Genomic DNA, 23,508 nt, shown 5'->3' with positions numbered 1-23,508 from the left:
AACAATCAAGCCTCACTTACCCCCGAGGTTGTTATGAATACACGTCATGTCATCGAACTGTGCCCCTCGGGGAAAACCGTTGAGGCCGGTGACGAGCTGTTGCTGGATGCGATGCTCGCCAACGGCCTGTTCGTGCCGTTCTCCTGCCGGCGCGGTGCCTGCGGATCGTGCAAGGTGGTGGTTGCAGAGGGGGAGTACCGGGCCAAACACCTGGCGCCGGACGCCCCCGCGCCGTGCTATCCGTTGGCGGCCAATGAAATGCTGTTGTGCCAGAGCCATGCCTGCGGCGACATGCGCCTGGAAATTCCCGGCTGGTCACTGGACACGCCTACGTCGGTGGTCGAGGCACAGGTTGTGAGTAAACGCGCGGTGGCACCCGACATCATTGAGCTGGTGGTGATGCCGGACAGGCCGTTGGCGGTGCGGGCTGGCCAATACCTCAAGGTCCGTCTGGTCGATGGCGACTCGCGGTGTTTCTCCATCGCCAACCTGCCGGCTGAAGACGACGGCCGCCTGGTTTTTCAGATTCGACGGGTGAGCGGCGGGCTGTTTTCCGAGGCAATCCTGGACGACCTTGATGCGGGCGACGTGTTGCAACTGGAAGGGCCTTTTGGTGCCTGCACCTGGCAGGACAATGACGCTGCGTCTGTGGTCTTGTTCGCCACCGGCACCGGCTACGCCGGCATCAAGCCGATCCTGCTGACCGCCTTGAAGCGTGATATCGACGTGACGTTGTACTGGGGAGGCGCGCAGCCGGCAGATTTCTACGACCACGCGTTCCTGGACAAATCGGTCATCGACCACCCGCGTTTTCACTGGCACCCGGTGCTCGCTTCGCAGGGGCGGGTGCAGGAAGTCGCGCTGAGCCACGGGCATCACTGGGAAACGGTCCAGCTGTATGCGTGCGGTAACGGCGCAATGATCAGCCAGGTGCGTACGGAGTGCCTTGCATCGGGCTTGCCCAGCCATCGGTTTGTCGCCGAAGCCTTTGTGCCCAGCGGCCGCTCAAGCGCTGAAACGACGCCAAGGCTGCTGCACCCGGTCTGGGAAAAAGTCGGCCCGCGCTACTCTCTCGACGGCATGCTGGCGGCGCGCGAACAGTCCATACGTGCCCTGGCGGCGATTGCCAGCCGACTGCGGGTGGGCATGACCACCGGCGAAGCCCTCGACATGGCCGCCGAACAACTGCAGGCCATGGGCGCATCCCACACGTGGCACCCCACCTATATCCGCTTTGGCGACGACACGGTCCGGCCACCCCGTGAAGGGATTGACCGCCAGCGCAGGCTGCGCGCCACCGATATCGCCGTGGTAGACCTGGGCCCGGTGTGGGACGGCTATGAAGGCGATTATGGCGATACCTTTGTGTTCGGTGACTCACTGTTGCACCTCGCGTGCAGAACCGCACTGCACGCCGTGTTCGACGAAACCCGCGAAGCCTGGTTGCGCGGCCTTACCGGTCGTGAACTCTATGACTTTGCCGAGCAAAGCGCGGAGTCAAAAGGCTGGAGGCTGGCACGCAACCTCGCCGGCCATCGCCTCGCGGATTTCCCCCACGCGTTGTTCGAGAACAAGGAGCTGGCCGATCTGGAGATCCCCCCGAGCGAAATGGCCTGGGTCCTGGAAATCCAGCTGTGCCATCCCACCGAACCGGTCGGTGGTTTTTTCGAGGATATGTTGATGCTGCAAGCGTGAAGAGCCCGCCGTCGCGGCGGGCTCCTTTACATCAGCGCTTGGCTCAGAGCTTCGGCAGTTGGCCGATACGGCCCATCATTTCAGTCACGATCTGCAGGTCGAGCAGGAACTGGTCGACGGTCTTGAACTCGTTGTCGGTGTGCCCGGTGTATTTCACTTCCGGGCGCGCCAGGCCGAATTGCACGCCGTTGGGCAGTTCATGCACGGAGGTGGCGCCGGCCGAGGTACCGAACTTGTGCTCCATGCCCAGGTTTTCCGTGGACACCGCGAGCAGGGCCTTGACCCATTCGCCTTCCGGGTTACGGTACATTGGCTCGGCCACCGAGTAGGTGAAGTCCACCTTGACCTTGGATTTCTTGTCCCAGGCGCTCAGCTTGTCGGCGATCTCGGCCTTGAGTTTCTCCGGCGACTTGCCCTTCGGCACGCGCAAGTTCACCGCCAACTTGAAGGCGTTGTCATCCAGGCCGACAAAAGTCAGCGACGTGGTCAGCGGGCCCATGAATTCATCGGAGAAGCCCACGCCCAACTTGCCGCCCAGGTAATCCAGGCCCCAGTTGTCGGACGCATAACGCGCAGCGTCGGTGATGTGGTTGTGCTTGAGGGCGATCTTGCCGTCGACGCTGTGGATCAGCTCCAGCATGCGCGATACCGGGTTAACCCCGGATTCTGGCTCGGACGAGTGAGCGGACACGCCGGTGACGGTCAGCTTGACGTCTTTGCCATCGACCTTGGCGGCCACTTCAAAATCACCACCGTTGCGCTTGGCGTATTCAGTGCCGGCTTTTTGCAGGCTGGCGGCCAATTCGGCAGGTTTGTCGCTGACAAAAGTAGCCACCGACGCCGACGGAATCTGATTGGTGGCCATGCCGCCGGTCATCGCGATGATTTCCGCGCCTTTGCCTTCACCCTGGCGGCGTGGGAACGTCGCCATCACTGTGCCGTAGCCTTTCTCGGCAATCACCACCGGGTAGCCGCCATCCAGCGCCAGGTTGTACGGCGGGGTCGGATTTTTTTCGAAGTAGTAAGGGATCGCGTCGCCGGAGGTTTCTTCGGTGGTGTCGACCAGCAGCTTGAAGGTGCGCGCCAGCGGCAGCTTTTCTTCCTTGATCACTTTCATGGCGTACATGGCTACCACGATGCCGTTCTTGTCATCCTCGGTGCCACGGCCGTACATGCGGTCGCCGATCAGCGTGACCTTGAACGGATCGAGCTTGGTGCCATCTTTCAGCACCCAGTTTTCCGGCGTTACCGGCACCACATCGGCGTGGGCGTGGATGCCGACCACTTCATCGCCGCTGCCTTGCAGGGAGATTTCGTAGACGCGGTTGTCGATGTTGCGAAAGTTCAGGTCAAAGGCCTTGGCCAGGCCCTGGATCTTCCCGGCGATCTTGATGAACTCCGGGTTTTTGTACTGGGGCAAACCGTCGACGTTAAAGGTCGGGATTTCCACCAGCTCGCGCAGGGTTTCGGTGGCGGCCTTGCCGTATTTCACCCGGGTGTAGAGGCCGAGCAGACGATTGATTTCGTTCTGTTGGTCGGCGCTCAGGGTTTTGTTGTCGAGGAAGGTCTTGATCGCCGGGCCGACATCGCCGGTCTTGCCCAGGTCGCCCTTGGCCACGGCACTGAGGAAACCACGAAAATCGGTGACAGACGTTTCGTTGAAACTCTTGAGAATCGCCGTGCTCTGGTCAGGGGTGATGTTGGCGAAGGCGGGGCTGGTGATGGCCGAGAGGCTCGCCGCGAACAGGGTGGTCGCCGCCAGTTGCTTGAGTGGAAAGTGCATTGAGAGACGCATTCCTTTGCAGGTAGTGAGTAGGACGTTTCTGATCGAATTGTCAGAAACATTTCCACACACTACCACTACACAGGTGCCCTTGGTCAATGCTGGCCAGGATGCGGTTCTGGGTACTCTTCGGTCACGTTCAAGGCTCTAGCATAGGGTCCATCCCACAACTGTTCATGCAATTCCCCGACACGTTTGGCCATCGCTTCGCTGTGCATGACCACTTCCAGGTTGCGCGAATTATCCAGGTACCCACCCAGCCAGTTGCTGGTGCCGATCCAGGCGACCTGCCCGTCGATCTCCATGGTCTTGCTGTGGATCACCCGCGCGTAGGGGATAAACCCTTGCTTGGCTTGCGGCAGAGTGACGATTTTGATTTGGACGTTGGGCAGCACTGCCAGGCTCTTGAGGTAGGGCAGCTCCCGCTTGTCGGTGTTCCAGTTAGACACCATCAGCTTGACCGACACCCCACGCGCCGCTGCGGCGCGCACGGCGTTGTCGATCACCGCGTAGTACGGGCGGGTCTTGTCCGGGCCGTAGGAAAGCGGCGCGTAATCCAGCAGTTGCACACGCACTTCCTGTTTGGCTTCGCCCAGCAACCGTGGCAGTTCCAACTGTGAATCGCCGACGCCTGGCGGGTTGTAGCGGTGCGGACTGGCGACCAGGTAGTTGCCGGTGCGCGGTGGCTCCTGGCTCGCGGCAGGCAGCGGCACCGGTTGGTTGTCGGTCAGCGCTTGCTGGGCGTTCCAGTCTTGCTCGAAGACCGCCTGCACCTGGCCCACCACGGCTGCATCACTGATACGCAACCCGGTTTCGTGAATGTGTTCCAGCGAGCGCCAATCGAAGTTCTGACTGCCGATAAATGCCCGCTTGCCATCCACCACCATGTATTTGGCGTGGATGATGCCACCGCTCACACGGGCGTAGGGCAATACGCGAAAGGTCAGGTTGGGGATCGCGCGCAAGCGCTCAAGCGTGGCCGGTTCCGACAGCGTCAAACCCTTTTCTTCCAGCAGAAAGCGAATCTTCACACCGCGTTTGCCGGCGGCTTCCAGGCGTTCGATCACGTGGTCCATCACCGAGCCCGGGTGGTCGGCGGCGTAGAACTGGCCAATATCAATGCGGCGCTTGGCACCGTCGAAGAGTTCGCTCCATACCGGGCCGGGCTGGCGCAAGTCGTCTGTGCCGAGGGCGGTATCCACCGGCACCGTGTGCACCAGCTCAAACCCTGGAATCGAAAAGTCCGCCTGGACCAGCGGACTTATCAGCACGCCAGCCAGGCCTGCAACACGCAACTTCAAGGAAACGGACATAGGGATTCCTGTCACAAAAGAAAGCGGGCGCATTGCGCGCCCGCGGGTACGTCTACGCCGTGCGGCTGTGCAAGGGCGTTGGCACCAGGTGTGGTACTTCACTCTGCACGCGCGCGCCGGTGGCGGCGCGGATCAGCAGGATCTTCAGTTGGTCGTTGATGCGCTCCAGGCTGTCCTGGAAGAAGTTATGAAACACCACGCAGAACAGCGCGATGGCGATCCCCAGGCCGGTGGCAAACAGTGCCGTGCCGATGCCACCGGAGATCTGCCCTGGATCGGACACACCCGCCGTGGCCAGCGCCTTGAACGTGTCGATGATGCCGAGAATGGTGCCCAGCAAGCCCAATAGCGGGGCGGCAGTGGTGATGGTCTCGATGATCCACAGGCTGCGTGCCAGCGGTGCGCGGGTGGTCAGGTACTGGGTTTCGATGACGTCATCCAGGTCTTTGCGCGACCCCTGCGACGCTTTCTGTGCCAGGACCGGCAACACCATGTTCAGCGGTAGGCTGTCGCGGCGTTTCAGGTCTTGCGGCAAGTCGCGCTCGCTGTGCACGTGGGCGCCGAGCACGTCGGTCAGCGCTCGGGCCTGGCGGCGTACGTAGGCGAAGTAGATACCGCGCTCGATGGTGATAAAGATGGCGATGGCCATCGCGGCATACATCACATAAAAGGTGATGTCGTGGAGCAGGTTCATGTCCATGTTCAATTACCTCGCCGTTAGAAATTGGCTTCCAGGGAAACCGTCACAGTGCGCTCCAGGCCCACGATGTAGGCCGGGTCGCCATCGCGGAAGCCGCCGTAGGTGGCCGCGTTGGTCTTGGTGGTGTACACGCCGTCCAGGTACTTCTTGTCGAACAGGTTGTCGACGTTCAGGCGCAGGGTCGCGTCCTTGACCACCTTCTTGTCCACCGGCAGGTAGATACCGGCGCCGGCGTTGAATACCGTGCGGCCGGAGATGGCTTCATCGTTGGTCAGGTCGCCGTAGAGCTTGCTGGTGTACTTGCCGCCGAAGGTGCCGTAGAAGCGGCCATCGTCGTAACCGATGTTGGCCGCCAGCATGTTTTTCGGCACGTTGGCGAACTGCTTGCCGCTGGTCGGCAAGAGGATGGCCCGGCCCGCGTTGTAGACGGTCAGGTCGTCCTGCTGTTCGGCCTTGGTGTAGGTGTAGGAGGTGTAGTAGTTGAAGTGGTTGGGCAGCAGGCCACTCCACTCCAGCTCCAGGCCACTGTTGTTGACGGAACCGGCGTTGATGTCGGCAAAGTCACCGTTGATGTCGCGCGACGACACCTGGCGGTCCTTGAACTGCATGTAGAACAAGGTGGCGGCCACGGTCATGTCTTCATCGGTGTAGCGCCAGCCCAACTCGTGGTTCCAGCTGGTTTCCGGCTTGGCATCGATGGAGCCGGCGCCCTTGTCGTACAGCACGTAGTTCTGCGGGATGCGCATGTTGCGCGACAGGCTGTAGAACAACTGGTCGCGTTCATCCAGCTGGTATTTAAGGCCGACGTTGGGCAGCAGTTTGTTGTAGGTCTGGTTACGTTTTTCCGCCTGTTCGGTGAGGCTGCCGTGGTTGGTGCCGTCACGCTTGACGTTCATGTAGGCCAGGCCGGCCACCAGGGTCCAGTCCGGGTTGAGGTACCAGGTGTCCTGGGCCCAGACCTTCTGTGCCGGGGTGACGGTGAAGCGGTCGCGGCCCTGGACGGTATTGCCGTTGGCATCGACCACGGCGTCGTTGGAGTCCGGCCAGGTGTCGACGGGTTTGCCGCTGGCCTTGAGCGCAATGAAGGGTTGGGTCTGGCTCTGGCGTGCGCGCTCGTACCAGTAGCCCACTTGCACGCTGTGATCGCCCAGGTCCCAGTTCAGCTTGGTGGTGATGCCCGGACGCCAGGTCTGCGTGCGTGAAGGGCGGTAGTACACGCCATTGTTCGGGGTGCCGTCCGCGTTGTACTGGGCGCCGGTGGGCAGGTTGCCCAGGTCGAACACGCCGCCCTGGTTCGAGCCGCGGTTCAGTGCATAGCTGGACGCGCCGACGCCGCTGCCGTTACCCCAGTAGTAATACGGAATCACCGACAGCGCGAGGTTGTCTGCCAGTTTGAACTGGGTGTTGAGCACGGCGGTGAACGTCTGGAAAGGATTCTGCGCCAGGGCGTAATAACTGTTGTACTTGCCGTTGCTGCCCACGGTCGGTGTGGCCGGGTAGGGATCGTACTTGCGGCCGTTCTGCTGGTATTGGGCCTTGGTCAGTTGGCTGTAACTGTTGTTGTCCTGCTCGTGGTACTTGAGGATCATGTTGGCGGTGTTGCCATCGCCTGCATCGAAGAAGCTGTTCCACTCCACTTTGTCCGCGCGCACGGCGCCCGAGCCACGCCACATCTGGCCTTCGGTATGGGACGCCGACAGCCAGTTGCTCAGGCCATTGATCTCGCCGGTGTTGAGGCGGGCAAAGGTCTTGCGCGTGGCGTTGCTGCCCATGACCTGCTTGACGAACGCACCGGTTTCCTTGGTCGGGCGAATGGTCACGATGCCGATGTTGCCGCCGCTGGAACCAATGTGCGGGCCGTCGGCTTCGGCCGAGCCCTGGGTGACGAAGATCTGCTCGATGTTTTCCGGGTCGCCCAGCAAGTTGGAGTACAGCGCGTAGTTGCCAGAGTCGTTGATCGGCATGCCGTCCACCGACATTCCCACCTGGTCGGAGTTGAGGCCGCGCATGGTGAAGCGGAAGCCCGACAGGCCGGTGGCGTCTTCGCTGGAGATGTTCAAGCCTGGGGTGTACTTGAGCTTGTCCACGGCGTTGCCGGTGGCGGTCTGTTTATCCAGCGCCTCTTTGGTGACGGTGGAGCGGCCCTTGATGCTTTCTTCCTGCACCATGTAGCCGCCACCTGCCGTGGCCTTGCCCTGGACCCCAATGGTCCCGACGTCGCTGTCGCGGGTGTCGGCCATGACCATGCCATGGCCCATGCTTGCGGCAACGAGTGCCAGATGAATCCGTGTGAACCTCATCACTGTCGTCCTGGTGTCGGGTGCTTATTGCACGCTGTAGTTGAAGGTGGCGGTGAAGCGCTGCTCATTGCGCCCCCCGAAGGCTTGCTCGGGGAACGGCTTGACTTGCTTGATACGGCGCAAGCTGTTGGTAGCGGCCCGGTTGAGCAACATGCTCGAGGCCTGGGTCTGCAAGCCGGAATCGAGAACCCGGCCCTGACGGTCTACCAGCAGCCAGACCACCACCTCGCCGGTTGGGCGTTCGAGGGAGGCCTGGCGTCCGGTGGGGTACTGCTTGTAGGTGTCCAACTCGTTGCGCAAACCCTTGAGGTAACCGCCTTCCAGGGCTTGGCCATCGACCTTGGGCGGAGCGGGCGGCGCCGGTGTCGGTGCAACCTGGGCGACAGCCGTCGGTGCGGGTTTGGCCGCGACCGGTGGCGGCGTGGGCGCAGGTGCGGGCTTGGCCACCACCGGCTTGGGCAGCGGTTTTGGCTTGGGCTTGGGCTCAGGTTTTGGCAGCGGTTTGGGCGGTGGTGGAGGCGGGGCGGGCTCGGCCTCTTCATCCTCGATGACCGGCGGTGGTGGCGCTTGTTCCACCACCGGCTGAGGGATCACTTCCGGCTCTGGCTCGACCAGCGCCAACTCCACCGCCGACTCGTCATAGACGGGCTCGACCTTCAACGTCTGGGACTGGATTCCCAGTGCAATCAGCACCAGGGCGATCAGGGCCGGCACACTGCCCAGCAGCTGACGCGCACGGAACAGGACGTACATGATCAGGACTTGCGCGTGGCGATGGACACAGAGGTAAAGCCACCCAGACGCAGGGTGTCCATCACCTCCACCAGGCGCGAAACTTCGACGCCTTTGTCGCTGTTAACGATGATGGTCGACTTGGTGTCGGGCTTTTCTGCGGCTTTCAATGCCGGCACCAGTGCATCGACCGTGAGGTCTTTGCCATCGAGCTGCAACTGACCTTCCAGACCCAGGGTCAGGATGAATTTGTTCTGTGGCTTGAGCTGTTGCGAACTGCTGGCACTCGGCAGTTGGGTCTTCATGCCGAGGGCCGGAATCACGTTCAGGCTCACGAGTACGAAAAACACCAGGAGGAACATCATCACGTCGATCATCGGGATCAGTTCGATGTGCGCCTTGCGTTTTTTCGGTTCGTCCCAGGTTCTCATTCCGTTACCCCGTTATTGAATTAGGGGCGACACGCTAACAACCAAAAATGACCGATTGGTTAACTTTTATTGACGTTTTAAGCGCTCTAGGACGCGTCTTACAGAAGACTCGTCAGTCATTTTAGTGACGTAACAGAATTGAAACCCGGCGGGGCCATTCTCGAAAACTTTACATCGAGGCCCCCCCAAAAATGCGTAGTGAACTGCCACAGTTGTCCACCCCGCGACTGTTAATGCGCGCACTGGAAAACCACCAGGCCGAGACGTTGTGCGCCCTCGCCAACGGCCCGAAGATCGCCGACAACACTGCGAGTATCCCGTCGCCCTACACCCTGGAAACGGCGCTGGATTTTATCGCGGGCATGCAGGCGAAATTTCGCTCGGTAGGGCTGTTGAGCCTCGGTGTGCATGTGCGCGACACCGGCGCGTTGATCGGTATCGCCAGCTTGCGCATCAATGCGACCCATCACTATGGGCACCTTGGCGGCTGGACGGCGGCAGATGCGCGCAACCTGGGGTACGCGACCGAGGCGGCGACCGTGCTGATGGACCACGGCTTCGCCGACCTCGGCCTTCATCGTGTGGGCAGCCAGTGCTTCAGTCGCAACAAGGCGTCGGCACGGGTCATGGAGAAGATCGGCTTGCAGTACGAGGGCTGCCTGCGCGGGGCATTCCTCAAGAACGGCGTGCATGAAGACATGCTGGTGTTCGCCACGCTGCGTGAGGATTGGGAGTGTCGGCGGTGAGGGGCGAGGTTGATCAGGGCCGGCGTCGGGTACTCGCCGGGCTGGCCGTTGCAACCACCTTTTCGATCCTCAGCCCATTCGCCCGCAGTGCCGGGGTGGACTATCCATTCACCCTGGGCGTGGCTTCCGGGGACCCGTTGCCGGATGGTTTTGTGATCTGGACGCGCCTGGCGCCGCTGTTCAATGCCGCCGATGGCCATGGTGGGCTGAGCCGCACGGTGCCGGTGCGTTGGCGGGTCGCCAGCGATGCCGCGATGACCCGCGTGGTGCGCCAGGGTGAGGTCATGGCCAGCGAGCGATGGGCGCACTCGGTGCATGTGGAGGTGGCGGGGCTGCAGCCGGGCAGGCCGTACTGGTATCAGTTCGAAGGGCTCGGCGCGCAAAGCCCGGTGGGGCAGTCGCGCACAGCGCCGGCCTTGGATGCCATGCCGTCGGCGCGCTTGGGGTTTGTCTCGTGCTCGCATTGGGAGCGAGGTTATTTCAGTGCGTATCGCCACCTGGCGCAGGAACAGCCTGACCTGGTGTTTTTTCTGGGCGACTACATCTACGACAGTTCCTACGCGGTGGGCTCGGGCAAGATCATTCGCCCCCATGGCAGCGGCAATGCGGTGAGCTTGAGTGACTACCGCAACCGCTATGCCCTGTATAAAACCGACCCGGACCTGCAAGCCTTGCACGCCGTAGCCCCCAGCGTCGCGACCTGGGACGATCACGAAGTGCAGAACGACTACGCCAACCGCTGGTCCCAGGACCCGAAGATCCCGGTCGGGCAATTTCTGCAACAGCGGGCTGCGGCTTACCAAGCCTATTACGAACACATGCCGCTGCGTGTCAGCAGTGTGCCCAAAGGGCCGGACATGCGCATTTATCGGCGCCTGGACTACGGTCGGTTGGCTCGTTTCCATGTGCTGGACGGCCGACAGTACCGCTCCGAACAACCCTGTATTTTGGCCAATGGCAGCCATCAGGGGCACATCGCCGATGACCTCTGCCACGACTTGCGCGACCCCGGTCGCACGATGCTCGGTTGGCAACAAGAGGCCTGGTTGGATCAGGGCTTTGCCCAGTCGAAGGCGCAGTGGAATGTTATCGCCCAGGACCTGCTGGTAGCGCCGCTGACCCAGCGTGACTTGACCAGCCACACGCCGGGGCGCTGGACCGATGGCTGGGACGGCTACATGGCCAACCGCTCACGGATGCTGGCGTCCATCGTGCGCAATCGGGTTGACAACCCAGTGTTCTGGGGCGGCGATATCCATTCGTTCTGGGTGACGGATGTGCATGCCGATGGCAATAATCCGGATTCGCCCGTGGTCGCCACGGAGTTCGTCGGTACGTCAGTGACGTCGGATGGGCCGCCGTTCGAGGCGTTCAGCAAGATCCTGCCGCTCAACCCCCATGTGAGGTTTTTCGACAGTCGTCAGCGCGGGTATGTATCGGTGGAAGTGGATGAGCACCAGATGCTCACTCAGTTGCGGGTGATCACCGACCCGCGTGATCCGGCGGCCACGGTGTCGACCCTCAAGTCGTTTGTGGTGGCGTCGGGGCGGGCGGGGGCGATGGTGGTGTAGGTGGAAAAGCCTGCTCTGGCAGGCCGGTTTTCTGTGGTGAACGGGGCACACCCGCTCACCAGGGGGCGATGTGCCGTCTCAGGCGATTTCGTAGCGCACCGACAGCGCGCCCTTTTTTTCTGAAAGGGCCAGGATGGTCACTTGGCCAAGTTCGCCCAACGTTTGCACGTGGGTGCCGCCGCAGGCATACGCGGGCAATTGGCCGAAGCCGACTTGGCGGGTGCCGTCTTCCAGGTTCATATGGCGCGGGTAGTCCGCAGCGATCCACTGGTTGACGTGATGCTGGATGGTCTCGGCCTCCATGGCTTGCGCGGCTTCGCCACGGATGAAGGTGATCTTGCCTTCGCCTGGCCAGTGATGGGCCTTGATCGGCATCCAGCCCAACGTCTCGCCCACGTTGCCGATCAAGTGTCCGGCGGAATGCAGCCGAGTGTGCAAGGCGCGACGCTGTTCATCGACCCGCGCGGTGATCGGGCCTGGTTCCAGCGGGCGGTCGACGTAGTGCACTACACGATCGGCCTCCTGGGTGACACGCAGCACAGCACTGTCACCGAGCCAACCGGTATCGAAGGGTTGCCCACCGCCCTGGGGGTGAAAAATCGTCGACTGCAGGATGACCGCAAACTGGTCCTCATGAGGGGTGCAACTCAGCACCTCAAGCTCGGCAGTCAAGTGGTCGTGGGTAAAAAACAGGCGCTCGGTCATGATCTACATCCGCATCAGGGTTCTGCCGGCAGTATAAATAGTGCGCGGATGGGTGATAATCCGCTCATCTATCAATGGACCTGTGCACCATGAGCATCAATCTACCGTTGCCGCTGCTGGGCGAAATGGCGATTTTCGTCAAAGTGGTGGAAACCGGCAGCTTCTCCGAAGCCGCCCGGCAAATGGGCGCCTCGCCATCCTCGGTGAGCCGCAGTATCTCGCGCCTGGAGAAGGCCCTGGCGACACGGTTGCTGCAACGCACCACGCGCAAGTTGCGCCTGAGCGAGGGCGGGGAAGAGGTGTTCAAGCGTTGCCAGGAGATGGTCAACGCGGCGCGCTCGGTGATGGAGATCAGCGGCCAGTTCACCCACGAAGCCGAAGGGCTGGTGCGGGTCAGCGTGCCCAAGGCGGTGGGGCGCTTTGTGGTGCACCCGCATATGCCGGAGTTTTTGCGGCGTTATCCCAAGGTGGACGTGCAGTTGATCCTGGAGGACCGACAGGTGGACCTGATCGATGACAACGTCGACCTGAGCATTCGCATCACTGACAGCCCGCCGCCGGGGTTGGTCGGCCGGCAGTTATTGCCGATCGAGCATCTGCTGTGCGCGACCCCGCAGTACCTGGCCGAGCACGGAACACCGGGCCACCCCCAGGATTTGCTGGCGCACAGTTGCATCTACCTGGGGGAAACCCCGGGGGATTCACGCTGGAAATTTCGCCAGGCTGGCAAGGCGGTGACAGTCGCGGTGCGCGGACGCTACGCGGCGAACCACACCGGTGTACGGCTGGATGCGGTGTTGCAGCATCTGGGCATTGGCAGCTTGCCGTACTTTACGGCGCGGCATGCGTTGGAGGAGGGGCGGTTGGTGCAGGTGTTGCTGGGGTGGGACTTCATTGCGTCCTACCATGGCGAGGCGTGGTTGCTGCATTCGCCAACGCGGTATTTGCCACCGAAGCTGCGGGTGTTCATTGATTATCTGGTGGCGTGCATGGCGAAGGAGCCGACATTGCGCCGACAAAACGGGTAGACGCCGGCAAGCCGGCGCCTACAGGGGGAATCAGTGCTTACTCTGGTCGTCCGGCATGGCCAGCAGCTGCTTTTCCTGGTTCCAGTCGAACGGTTCGTCGTTCTGTTCGGCTTCGAAGCGACGCTCTTCCAGGGCCTGGTACAGGTCCAGTTCCTCATCGGGCATGAAGTGCAGGCAGTCACCGCCAAAGAACCACAGCAGGTCGCGCGGGACCAGGTGGGCAATCTGCGGGTAGCGCAGGATGACCTGGCTCATCAGGTCCTGGCCCAGGTACTGGCTTTCGATCGGGTCGATCGGCAGCAAGGCGCGCAATTCGTCGAAACGCTCCAGGAACAGCGAGTGGCTTTCCTCGGGTACCTGTTCGGCTTCGCCGACGGCAACCAGGATGCTGCGCAAGTGGTCGAGCAAGACGAGATGATCGGCAACGACGTTGGACACGAGATAAGTCCTCTAAAGCAAAAACGGGCGCGAGAGTATATAGCTCCCGCGCCCGTATTTATATGACCGCTCGACTCAGCGGACTTTACCCTCAGCCTGGGTCAGTTCTTCCTTGCTGAAATCATCCACGTCGATCACCTTGCGCCGTGCGGCTTCAGCGTCACGCAGCGTCTGCGCTTCAGCCGGTTGCAGCACGCCGGCGTGCAGTGCCGCATCGATGGCGTGTTCCCCGGCCGTCGGTTTGACCTGGCCGCTCTTGAGCGCGGTGTGCAGTTTCTTCTGCAACGGATGGCTGGCGCCGAGCAGGTCGTAGGCATGTTGCAGGGCGCCTACGGGGTCTTCCGACGATTGCGGGCGGTAGCAGCCGGCCAGCAACTCTTCCAGGGTCGGGTCGCCTTTGGCACGGCCAATCACCGCCGCCACTTCGGCATCCAGCGCATCGGACGGCCCGGTATGGCGACGTCCGAACGGGAACACGATCACCCGCAACAGGCAACCCAGCACCTTGTTCGGGAAGTTGCTCAGCAGTTCATCCAGCGCACGCTCCGATTCCCCGAGGCTTTCTTCCATGGCCCAGGCGAACAACGGTTCAAGGTGGTCCGGTGAATCGAGATCGTGATAACGCTTGAGTGCGGCCGATGCCAGGTACATATGGCTCAGCACATCACCCAGGCGTGCCGACAGGCGTTCGCGACGCTTCAGTTCGCCACCCAGCAGCATCATGCTCAGGTCGGCCAGCAGCGCGAACGCGGCAGCCTGACGATTCAATGCGCGGAAATAACCCTGGCTCAAACGGTTGCCCGGGGCCTTCTCGAAATGACCCACCCCAAGGTTCAGTACCAGGGTGCTGGCGGCGTTGCTCACGGCAAACCCGATGTGCTGCATCAGCAGTCCGTCGAATTCCTTCAGCGCCTGGTCATGGTCCTCGCGACCCGCCAGGGCCATTTCCTTGAGCACGAACGGATGGCAACGGATCGCACCCTGACCGAAGATCATCAGGTTGCGCGACAGGATATTCGCGCCTTCTACGGTAATGAAGATCGGTGCGCCTTGCCAGTTGCGTCCCAGGTAATTGTTGGGACCCATGATGATGCCCTTGCCGCCGTGCACGTCCATCGCATGGCTGATGCACTCGCGACCGCGTTCGGTCAGGTGATACTTGAGGATCGCCGAAAGTACCGAGGGTTTTTCCCCCATGTCCACGGCATTGGCGGTCAGCATGCGCGCACTGTCCATCAGCCAGGCGTTGCCGCCGATGCGGGCCATGGCTTCCTGGATACCTTCGAACGCCGACAGGGGCACGTTGAATTGCTCGCGCACCTGGGCGTATTGGCCAGTCACCAGGCTGGTGAACTTGGCCGCACCTGTGCCGACCGCAGGCAGGGAAATAGAACGGCCCACCGAGAGGCAGTTCATCAACATCATCCAGCCCTTGCCGAGCATTTCCTGGCCGCCGATGAGGAATTCCAGGGGAATGAACACGTCCTTGCCGGAGTTGGGGCCGTTCATGAACGCCGCGCCCAGGGGCAGGTGGCGACGGCCGATTTCCACGCCGGGGGTGTCGGTGGGGATCAGCGCCAGGCTGATGCCCAGGTCTTCCTCTTCACCCAAGAGGTGGTCCGGGTCATGGGCCTTGAAGGCCAGGCCCAGCAGCGTCGCGACCGGGCCGAGGGTGATGTAGCGTTTTTCCCAGTTCAAGCGCAGGCCGAGGGTTTCCTTGCCTTCCCATTCCCCTTTGCAGATCACGCCGGTATCGGGCATGGCGCCGGCATCGGAGCCAGCCAGCGGGCCGGTGAGTGCAAAGCAGGGGATGTCATCACCACGGGCCAGGCGTGGCAGGTAGTGGTTGCGTTGTTCGTCGGTGCCGTAGTGCAGCAGCAGCTCGGCAGGGCCGAGGGAGTTGGGCACCATCACGGTGGAGGCCAGGTCACCGCTGCGGGTGGCAAGTTTCATCGCCACCTGGGAGTGGGCGTAGGCGGAGAAGCCCTTGCCGCCATATTCCTTGGGAATGATCAGGGCGAAGAAGCCATGGGTCTTGATGTGCTCCCAGGCAGCGGGTGGCAGGTCCATGGCTTGGCCGATTTCCCAGTCGCTGACCATGGCGCAGAGTGCTTCGGTAGGGCCGTCGATGAACGCCTGTTCTTCTTCGGTCAGTTGCACCTTGGGGTAGGCCAGTAGCTTGTCCCAGTCGGGGCGCCCACTGAACAGCTCGCCGTCCCACCACACGGTGCCCGCGTCGATGGCATCACGCTCGGTCTCGGACATGGGCGGCAGGACTTTCTGGAACCAACTGAAGAGCGGCTTGGTGAAGTATTGGCGGCGCAGGTCGGGCAGCAGCAGGGGAGCGGCCACGGCGGCGATCAACACCCAGAAGATCAGCAGCAGCCAACCCGGTGCGTGGCTCCACGCGCCCATCGCCAGCAGGTAGACGGCAACCACACCCAACGCGGGCAGGGGGGCGACGCGGCGGTGTGCGAGGTAGGCAATGCCGACCACCAGAACCAGTATCCACAACAACAGCATATTCAATCCTCCGTGAAACCAGGGGCGAAACCACCAGGGAGCTTAGTCGGCATCCGAACAAGCAGGGTGATCAGGGTGTTACAAGTTGTACTGGGAGCACCTGGCTTCAGGCGCCGACATTTGGCCGAATCGTCGTTATCGCTGTGGCAGACCTGTCGTTAAACTCCAGGCTTATCCCGGAGATCACGCGCATGGATACGTACCTGAGTCCCAGCCGCTTCATCGATAGTGACCACCCTGCGGTGGTGGAGTTCGCCGAAAAACACCGCGGAACCCGCGCGGCTGCAAGTGACCAGGCAGTCAGCCTTTATTACGCCGTGCGCGAAGCGATTCGCTACAACCCCTACACTTTCAGCCGTGATCCGGACACGCTGAACGCCAGCTTCGCCCTGGCCACCGGCGAAAGCTATTGCGTGCCCAAGGCCACTTTGCTGGCTGCCTGCGCCCGGCATTGCGGGATCCCGGCGCGCATCGGCCTGGCGGACGTGCGCAATCACTTGTCGACGCCGCGCCTGATCGCCTTGCTCAAGAGTGATGTGTTCGCCATGCACGGTTATACCGAGCTTTACCTCAATGATCGCTGGGTCAAGGCCACCCCCGCGTTCAACCAGCAATTGTGTGCGGTGTTCGACGTGCCACCGCTGGACTTCGACGGCATCCATGACAGTGTCTTCCACGCGTTCAACCGTCAGGGCCAGCGTTCGATGGAGTACGTGGTGGACCACGGGCAATTTCCTGATGTGCCCGAGGCATTTTTCTTCGCCCATATCCAGCAGTGCTACCCCCACCTGTTTGGCGAGGACATGCCCGCGCTGCTCGGCGACATGCAGAGCGATTTAAGCCGCGCGTGAACCGGCGTATGCTGCTGCGTTCATCAAGCCATGTTCATCAACAATAAAAGGCGCGGTCATGCTGAAAATCTGGGGTCGTAAAAATTCATCAAACGTCAGGAAGGCACTGTGGTGCGCCGAGGAGCTCGGCCTGGACTATGAGGCAATTGATGCGGGCGGGGCTTTTGGTGTGGTCGACACGCCGCAGTACAGGGCGTTGAACCCCAACGGTCGAGTGCCGATGATCGAAGACGGCGACTTTGTGCTGTGGGAGTCCAATACCATCGTGCGTTACCTCTGCGCCAAGCAGGCCTCGAGCTGGTACCCGAGCGACCTGAAGGCCCGCGCCAACGCAGAAAAGTGGATGGACTGGACCACTTCCACCTTTGCCGAACCGTTCAAGATCGTGTTCTGGGGCGTGTTGCGCACCCCGGTGGAAAAACAGAACTGGGACACTATCCACGCTGGGCGCCAAGCCTGTATCGATGTGCTCAAGACGGTCGACCAAGCGCTCGCCACACAGCCGTATCTGTCGGGCGAAGAGATCGGCATGGGCGATATCCCCTTGGGCAGTTTCATCTACGCCTGGTTTGAAATGCCCATCGAACGGCCTGCAATGCCCCATCTAGAGGCCTGGTACCAGCGCCTGCAACAACGTCCAGCCTATCGTAAGGCGGTCATGACTGCGTTGACTTAATACCCACTATTAATACGGGTGACTGTACTTGTGCGGCGCGGGCAAGCACCATGCTTGTCATGCGCCGCCGTTGAACTACCTGGGCTGCGCCCCCATCTACTCTTTCTATTCCCTTCTTTGGTGCGTAATCCGATATGAGTTCCGCTCTGTCCATCCGGCAGCTAACCAAAACCTACGGCAACGGTTTCCAGGCCCTGAGTGGTATCGATCTGGACGTTGCCGAAGGTGACTTCTTCGCCTTGCTCGGCCCTAACGGCGCCGGCAAATCCACCACCATCGGTATCCTCTCCACCCTGGTCAACAAGACCAGCGGCTCGGTGAATATCTTCGGCCATGACCTGGACAAATCCCCGGCGGCGCTCAAGCGTTCCATCGGCGTGGTGCCCCAGGAATTCAACTTCAACCAGTTTGAAAAGACCTTCGACATCGTCGTGACCCAGGCGGGCTACTACGGCATCCCGGCGAAAGTCGCCAAGGAGCGCGCCGAGCAGTACCTCACTCAACTGGGCCTGTGGGACAAACGCGATGTGCCTTCGCGTTCGTTGTCCGGTGGCATGAAGCGCCGCCTGATGATCGCCCGAGCACTGGTGCACGAGCCACGCCTGCTGATCCTCGATGAGCCCACTGCTGGCGTGGACATCGAGCTGCGTCGCTCGATGTGGACCTTCCTCACCGAGCTGAACGAGAAGGGCATCACCATCATCCTCACCACCCATTATCTGGAGGAGGCTGAGCAGCTGTGCCGCAACATCGGCATCATCGACCACGGCACCATCGTCGAGAACACCAGCATGCGTAATCTGCTGGGCCAGTTGCATGTGGAAACCTTCCTGCTCGACCTGAAGAACAACCTGTCGGTGTCGCCGCAATTGCTGGGCTACCCGAGCCGTCTTGTCGACAGCCACACCCTGGAAGTGCAGGTGGACAAGGCCATGGGCATCACCGCGCTGTTCACTCAGTTGGCGGCCCAGAACATCGAAGTACTGAGCCTGCGTAACAAAACCAATCGCCTTGAGGAGTTGTTCGTGTCCCTGGTGGAGAAAAATCTGGCGAAGGTGGCGGTATGAGTTCCGAACTGCAACCCAACCTCGTCGCGCTGCAAACCATCGTTTATCGCGAAGTGAAACGCTTTACCCGGATCTGGCCGCAGACCCTGCTGCCGCCGGCGATCACCATGGTCTTGTACTTCGTGATCTTCGGTAACCTGATCGGCCGGCAAATCGGTGACATGGGTGGCTTCACCTACATGGAATACATCGTGCCGGGCCTGATCATGATGTCGGTGATTACCAACTCCTACGGCAACGTGGTCTCCAGTTTCTTCGGCAGCAAGTTCCAGCGCTCCATCGAAGAGCTGATGGTGTCGCCGGTGTCGCCGCACACCATCCTGATCGGCTACACCCTTGGCGGCGTGCTGCGTGGCCTGATGGTCGGCGTGATCGTGACCCTGCTGTCGCTGTTCTTCACGCACCTGCAGGTGCATCACCTCGGGGTCACCATTCTGGTGGTGGTACTGACGGCGACGATCTTCTCGCTGCTGGGCTTCATCAACGCCGTGTTTGCGCGCAACTTCGATGATATTTCGATCATCCCGACGTTTGTGCTGACGCCGCTGACGTACCTGGGCGGGGTGTTCTATTCCATCACCCTGCTGCCGCCGTTCTGGCAGACCGTGTCGCTGGCCAACCCGGTGCTGCACATGGTCAACGCCTTCCGCTATGGCATTCTGGGTGTGTCGGACATCAAGATCAGTGTGGCGATCACTTTCATGATCGTGGCCACCGTGGTGCTGTATGTTGGCTGCGCGCGGTTGCTGGTGAGCGGGCGCGGGATGCGTACGTAAGCGGCGATCCGCAATGAAAAACGGCCTCAAATGAGGCCGTTTTTTATTGTTTCACGACCTGGCGAAGGCGGCCCGACAGCCAACCACTATCTAACTGTCACCCCGCGATCCAAAAATGTGGGAGCGGGCTTGCTCGCGAAGACGGCCTGACATCCAACCACTGTCTGCCTGTCACCCCGCGATCCAAAATGTGGGAGCGGGCTTGCCCGCGAAAGCGGCCTGACAGCCAACCACTCTCTGCCTGTCACACCGCGATCCAACTGTGGGAGCGGGCTTGCTCGCGAAGGCGGCCTGACAGCCGACCTGAATGTTGGATCAGACCGGGGACATATCCGTTATTCAGGTAACGGCTGCTATGGGTTCCGCTCTTACAGCGGCTCACTTTTGAACAGCGCAAAAGTAAGCAAAACGCTCTTGCCCCAACACTCGGCACCTCGCTCACGCTCGGTGTGCCCGTAATCCGACAGGGATTTGGGGGGCCGCCGCCACGCGCCCTCCATGGCGCGGGGCGGCTAAACCGGCATCCCTGCCGGTTTACCCCCCAAATCCCTGTCGAATTCCGGCCAGCGTGTTTGATGGGGCGCCTAAGATCAAAGGCTAGATCAAAAGCCAGATCAAGATCACGATCAACAGCGGCTCGCTTCGCATCGTGGTTAGGCTTGGTGCTACGCAGTTGTGTAGAGGCCGCCATCTTCCCACCGGGAAGTGTCAGGCGTTGAGCGCCAGTTCGATCAGGGCGTGCAGTTCTTGCACCGTCAGCGGCGCGTTAGAGAACAGGATACGAAACACCGTCGGCGCCGCCAGCAGGTTGATCAGGTGGTCCACGCTCGGTGGCGCCGCGTCTGGATAGCGATCGACGATGGCCTGCAATTGCCCACTCAGGATGCTCACGCAGTACCCTGGCGTGATCATGCACTGCAAGTCGCGCATCATGTTGCGACCCGGCTCCGAACTCATTTCATCCAGGTATTGCTCGGCCCAGGCCTGCAAATCGCCGCGCAGGCTGCCGGTGTTGGCGGGCTCGCTATCGGGTCGCATCCGCGCGAGGGCAACGTCCGCGAGCAGCACGGAGAGGTCGCCCCAGCGGCGATAGATCGTCGAGGGCGTGACGCCTGCGCGCGCGGCAATCATCGGCACGGTGACGCTGGAGCGCTCATGGGCTTCCAGCAGTTCTCGCACCGCTGAATGGACGGATTCTTGTACCCGGGCACTGCGGCCTCCCGGGCGAAGGCCTTCTTTTATCGCCATGCGTGTGACCTTAACACAAAGAATTTGCTTTAAGCGCTGGGAGGTCGCACACTCCGCAAAAGCAAAATATTAGCTTTAGCGGAGCGTGCCCATGTCCAGTCCTGTTTCTCATCGTTCCAGCCTGGTGTTCCTCGCGATCACGTTGCTGACGTTTCTCGCGGCCTCCAGTGCGCCGACGCCGTTGTACCACCTGTATCAGGAGGGCCTGCATTTTTCGGCAGGCATGCTCACGCTGATCTTCGGTGTCTACGCCTTGAGCCTGCTGGCGGCGCTGTTGACCGTCGGTTCACTGTCGGATCACCTGGGACGCAAGCCGGTGATTTTTGCCGCACTGATCCTGGATATGTTGGCGATGCTGCTGTTTATCAATGAAGACAGCGTGGCCTGGCTGATTGCCGCGCGGACCTTGCAGGGGTTCGCTACCGGCATGGCCACCGCCGTACTGGGCGCCGCATTGCTCGATACCGACCGCCAGCAGGGCCCGCTGGTCAACAGCGTGGCGCCGCTGCTCGGCATGGCCTGCGGCGCGATGGGCAGCAGTATGCTGGTGGAGTTCGCACCATTGCCGACTCAATTGATCTATTGGACGTTGCTGGCCTTGATGCTGGTGCAGGCTCTCTACGTATGGCGCCTGCCGGAAACGGTGAGCCGCATCCCCGGCGCACTGGCGTCGCTGCGCCCGACCTTGCATGTGCCGCCCCAGGCGCGCCGGGCGTTGTGGCTGTCATTGCCGGTGGACGTGGCGGTGTGGGCGATGGGCGGGTTCTACCTGTCCCTGGCGCCGTCGCTGGTGCGGGCAGCCACCGGGTCCACCTCCAACCTGATCGGTGGCGGCCTGGTGGCCGTACTGACCCTGAGCGGTGCGCTGATGATCTTCACCCTGCGCAATCGCCCGGCCGACAAGGTGCTACGTCTCGGCGCCGGGCTGCTGGCCATCGGTGTAGCGCTGATCCTCACGGCGGTGCACAGCGCCAGCCTGCCATTGTTCTTCATCGCCACCCTGATCGCCGGCAGCGGCTTTGGCGCGGGCTTTCTCGGCGCCTTGCGCAGTGTGGTGCCGCTGGCCTTGCCCCATGAGCGCGCGGGGTTGATGTCGGCGTTCTATGTGCTGAGCTACCTGGCCTTCTGCTTGCCTTCATTGCTGGCAGGCAACCTGATTCGCAGCTTTGGCCTGATCGCCACCACCGACGGCTACGGTGCGGTCCTCATGGTGCTGGCCCTCGGCGCGTTGGTTGCGTTGCTGCTCCAGGACTCGGCGCGCGTGCGGGCGACGACAGGCGGCTGATGAGTAATAATCAGTGCCCCGTATCCGCCTGATCGAGATTCGAGCATGAAGATCATCCGCAGCAAGGACTTCACTGGCAGCCGTGCCTGGGAAGCGCTGGACATCGCCACGATGAACGGCATCACCACGCGCCTGCACTGGACCGACCAGCCCTATCGCTGGCATATCAACGACGGTGAAGAAGTGTTTGTGGTGCTGGACGGCCGGGTGCAGATGCACTACCGAGACAATGGTTTCGAACAGGTGGCTGAGTTGGGCGTGGGCGACATCTTCTACGCCAGTGTCGGCACCGAGCACGTGGCCCACCCGCAAGGGCAGGCGCGGATTCTAGTGATCGAATGCGAAGGCAGCGTCTGACGCTATATTGGCAAAGTAGATAACAGATAGAGATATTACCCGTTATATAGATATTCGATTCGGTTCTACCATGGTCTCAACCTCATGCGAGGAAGAGGATTGCCATCATGACCTGCTCGAATAGCATCAGCTACAAACCCTTCAGTCACCTGACCCGTCCACGGGAAGTGATACGCCAGTTCACGCCGAACTGGTTTGCCGCCACCATGGGCACTGGTGTGCTTGCACTGGCTCTGGCGCAGCTACCGGTCAACCTGCCAGGCCTGCACGCCATCGCCCAAGCGCTGTGGTTGTTCACCATTGGCCTCTTTGTGTTGTTCAGCGTGCTGTACGCGGCCCGTTGGGTGATGTTTTTCCACGAGGCTCGGCGGATCTTCGGGCACTCCACGGTTTCGATGTTTTTCGGCACGATCCCCATGGGGCTCGCGACGATTCTCAACGGCTTGCTGCTGTTCGGCCTGCCGCGCTGGGGCGCCGACGTGATACCGCTCGCCGAGGCCCTGTGGTGGCTGGACGTGGCCATGGCGCTGGCCTGCGGTGTGCTCATTCCGTTCATGATGTTCACCCGCCAGGAACACAGCATCGACCAGATGACCGCCGTCTGGCTGCTGCCCGTGGTCGCTGCGGAAGTCGCCGCCGCCAGTGGTGGCCTGCTCGCACCGCACCTGGCGGATGCCCATTCGCAACTGGTGATGCTGGTGACCAGCTACGTGCTGTGGGCGTTCTCCCTGCCGGTGGCGTTCAGCATCCTGACCATCCTCATGCTGCGCATGGCCTTGCACAAACTGCCCCACGCCAATATGGCCGCGTCGAGCTGGCTGGCCCTGGGGCCCATCGGTACCGGGGCGCTGGGCATGTTGCTGCTAGGGGGCGATGCGCCGGCTATCTTCGCGGCCAATGGTTTGCCCGGTGTCGGCGACATGGCCAACGGCCTCGGGTTGGTGGCGGGCATTACGCTGTGGGGCTTTGGCTTGTGGTGGATGCTGATCGCGGTGTTGATCACCCTGCGTTACCTGCGCGCCGGTATTCCGTTCAACCTCGGCTGGTGGGGTTTTACCTTCCCTCTGGGCGTGTATGCCCTGGCGACGCTCAAGCTGGCGAGCCTGCTGCACCTGGCATTCTTCAGCGTATTGGGCAGCGTGCTGGTGGTGGCGTTGGCGCTGATGTGGCTGATCGTCGCCAAGCGCACCGTGCAGGGCGCCTATAGAGGTGAGCTTTTTGTTTCACCGTGCATTGCGGGACTAGCGAATAAGTAAGCAGGATTAGGTAAAGTCGTGGCCTGA

At 61.5% G+C, this 23,508-nt stretch carries 21 protein-coding genes; 11 read left to right on the top strand and 10 right to left on the bottom strand.

The features are described from left to right. The first annotated feature begins 33 nt into the window (after positions 1–33). A complete protein-coding gene (locus tag CQ002_RS17380; RefSeq protein WP_105161908.1) occupies positions 34–1,695 on the top strand; it encodes a M24 family metallopeptidase in 1,662 nt (553 codons plus the stop codon). A 43-nt stretch (positions 1,696–1,738) separates the two neighbouring features. Here CQ002_RS17380 and CQ002_RS17375 read toward each other — a convergent pair whose 3' ends face one another. The 6 genes from CQ002_RS17375 to CQ002_RS17350 all read right to left on the bottom strand — a co-directional run bounded on the left by CQ002_RS17375 (position 1,739) and on the right by CQ002_RS17350 (position 8,954). Further along, on the bottom strand, positions 1,739–3,478 hold the full coding sequence (locus CQ002_RS17375) for a dipeptidase (protein WP_034106526.1): 1,740 nt from the start codon (positions 3,476–3,478) through the stop codon (positions 1,739–1,741). A 95-nt stretch (positions 3,479–3,573) separates the two neighbouring features. Beyond that, positions 3,574–4,791 carry a phospholipase D-like domain-containing protein gene (locus CQ002_RS17370; RefSeq protein WP_105161909.1) on the bottom strand — a complete coding sequence of 406 codons (1,218 nt, stop codon included), beginning with the start codon at positions 4,789–4,791 and terminating at the stop codon, positions 3,574–3,576. A 52-nt stretch (positions 4,792–4,843) separates the two neighbouring features. Next, positions 4,844–5,491, bottom strand: coding sequence for a MotA/TolQ/ExbB proton channel family protein (locus CQ002_RS17365; protein ID WP_034106522.1), 648 nt, complete (start codon positions 5,489–5,491; stop codon positions 4,844–4,846). 17 nt (positions 5,492–5,508) lie between these two features. Further along, positions 5,509–7,791: a TonB-dependent receptor gene (locus tag CQ002_RS17360; RefSeq protein WP_034106520.1), complete on the bottom strand. Its 2,283-nt coding sequence runs from the start codon at positions 7,789–7,791 to the stop codon at positions 5,509–5,511. A gap of 24 nt (positions 7,792–7,815) precedes the next feature. Then, positions 7,816–8,544 carry an energy transducer TonB gene (locus tag CQ002_RS17355; protein WP_034106518.1) on the bottom strand — a complete coding sequence of 243 codons (729 nt, stop codon included), beginning with the start codon at positions 8,542–8,544 and terminating at the stop codon, positions 7,816–7,818. A 2-nt stretch (positions 8,545–8,546) separates the two neighbouring features. Continuing rightward, complete coding sequence (locus CQ002_RS17350) at positions 8,547–8,954, bottom strand: biopolymer transporter ExbD (RefSeq protein ID WP_005786670.1); 408 nt, start codon at positions 8,952–8,954, stop codon at positions 8,547–8,549. A gap of 191 nt (positions 8,955–9,145) precedes the next feature. On the opposite strand from CQ002_RS17350, the gene CQ002_RS17345 reads away from it, so the two are divergent. Then, positions 9,146–9,700 (top strand): GNAT family N-acetyltransferase, encoded by a 555-nt coding sequence (locus CQ002_RS17345; protein WP_098466158.1) that lies wholly within the window; start codon positions 9,146–9,148, stop codon positions 9,698–9,700. Beyond that, positions 9,697–11,271 carry an alkaline phosphatase gene (locus tag CQ002_RS17340; protein ID WP_105163113.1) on the top strand — a complete coding sequence of 525 codons (1,575 nt, stop codon included), beginning with the start codon at positions 9,697–9,699 and terminating at the stop codon, positions 11,269–11,271. Before CQ002_RS17345 ends, CQ002_RS17340 begins: the two co-directional genes overlap by 4 nt. A 78-nt stretch (positions 11,272–11,349) precedes the next feature. Here CQ002_RS17340 and CQ002_RS17335 read toward each other — a convergent pair whose 3' ends face one another. Then, positions 11,350–11,976 carry a serine-tRNA(Ala) deacylase AlaX gene (locus CQ002_RS17335; protein ID WP_034106513.1) on the bottom strand — a complete coding sequence of 209 codons (627 nt, stop codon included), beginning with the start codon at positions 11,974–11,976 and terminating at the stop codon, positions 11,350–11,352. 89 nt (positions 11,977–12,065) lie between these two features. On the opposite strand from CQ002_RS17335, the gene CQ002_RS17330 reads away from it, so the two are divergent. Continuing rightward, positions 12,066–13,004, top strand: coding sequence for a LysR family transcriptional regulator (locus CQ002_RS17330; protein WP_105161910.1), 939 nt, complete (start codon positions 12,066–12,068; stop codon positions 13,002–13,004). A 30-nt stretch (positions 13,005–13,034) separates the two neighbouring features. Here the strand turns inward: CQ002_RS17330 and CQ002_RS17325 are convergent, their stop codons facing one another. Together CQ002_RS17325 and CQ002_RS17320 are read right to left on the bottom strand one after the other, a co-directional pair. Further along, on the bottom strand, positions 13,035–13,442 hold the full coding sequence (locus CQ002_RS17325) for a PA2817 family protein (RefSeq protein WP_010211653.1): 408 nt from the start codon (positions 13,440–13,442) through the stop codon (positions 13,035–13,037). Positions 13,443–13,517: 75 nt separating this feature from the next. Then, positions 13,518–15,965, bottom strand: coding sequence for an acyl-CoA dehydrogenase (locus tag CQ002_RS17320; protein ID WP_098466159.1), 2,448 nt, complete (start codon positions 15,963–15,965; stop codon positions 13,518–13,520). A gap of 191 nt (positions 15,966–16,156) precedes the next feature. Here CQ002_RS17320 and CQ002_RS17315 point away from each other — a divergent pair, with 191 nt between their 5' ends. The 4 genes from CQ002_RS17315 (at position 16,157) to CQ002_RS17300 (ending at position 19,335) form a co-directional block, all read left to right on the top strand. Next, positions 16,157–16,816 (top strand): transglutaminase family protein, encoded by a 660-nt coding sequence (locus tag CQ002_RS17315; protein WP_034106507.1) that lies wholly within the window; start codon positions 16,157–16,159, stop codon positions 16,814–16,816. Positions 16,817–16,874: 58 nt separating this feature from the next. Continuing rightward, positions 16,875–17,492 (top strand): glutathione S-transferase family protein, encoded by a 618-nt coding sequence (locus tag CQ002_RS17310; protein ID WP_034106505.1) that lies wholly within the window; start codon positions 16,875–16,877, stop codon positions 17,490–17,492. Positions 17,493–17,626: 134 nt separating this feature from the next. Then, complete coding sequence (locus CQ002_RS17305) at positions 17,627–18,559, top strand: ABC transporter ATP-binding protein (RefSeq protein ID WP_034106503.1); 933 nt, start codon at positions 17,627–17,629, stop codon at positions 18,557–18,559. Continuing rightward, positions 18,556–19,335 (top strand): ABC transporter permease, encoded by a 780-nt coding sequence (locus CQ002_RS17300; RefSeq protein WP_034106501.1) that lies wholly within the window; start codon positions 18,556–18,558, stop codon positions 19,333–19,335. Before CQ002_RS17305 ends, CQ002_RS17300 begins: the two co-directional genes overlap by 4 nt. A 708-nt stretch (positions 19,336–20,043) precedes the next feature. Here the strand turns inward: CQ002_RS17300 and CQ002_RS17295 are convergent. Then, a complete protein-coding gene (locus tag CQ002_RS17295; protein ID WP_034103016.1) occupies positions 20,044–20,583 on the bottom strand; it encodes a TetR/AcrR family transcriptional regulator in 540 nt (179 codons plus the stop codon). Positions 20,584–20,674: 91 nt separating this feature from the next. On the opposite strand from CQ002_RS17295, the gene CQ002_RS17290 reads away from it, so the two are divergent. The 3 genes from CQ002_RS17290 (at position 20,675) to CQ002_RS17280 (ending at position 23,481) form a co-directional block, all read left to right on the top strand. Beyond that, positions 20,675–21,868 (top strand): MFS transporter, encoded by a 1,194-nt coding sequence (locus CQ002_RS17290; RefSeq protein ID WP_105161911.1) that lies wholly within the window; start codon positions 20,675–20,677, stop codon positions 21,866–21,868. Between the two features lie 45 nt (positions 21,869–21,913). Continuing rightward, the gene (locus tag CQ002_RS17285; RefSeq protein WP_034103021.1) at positions 21,914–22,225 is read left to right on the top strand and encodes a cupin domain-containing protein; all 312 of its coding nucleotides are present in this window, start codon (positions 21,914–21,916) and stop codon (positions 22,223–22,225) included. Between the two features lie 107 nt (positions 22,226–22,332). Beyond that, a complete protein-coding gene (locus CQ002_RS17280; protein WP_034103024.1) occupies positions 22,333–23,481 on the top strand; it encodes a TDT family transporter in 1,149 nt (382 codons plus the stop codon). Positions 23,482–23,508 lie beyond the last annotated feature (27 nt).

Source organism: Pseudomonas sp. MYb13 (assembly GCF_002980075.1).
Classification (GTDB): domain Bacteria; phylum Pseudomonadota; class Gammaproteobacteria; order Pseudomonadales; family Pseudomonadaceae; genus Aquipseudomonas; species Aquipseudomonas lurida.
The sequence above is the reverse complement of the archived record's forward strand: the minus strand, read 5'-3'. Positions and strand labels throughout refer to the sequence as shown.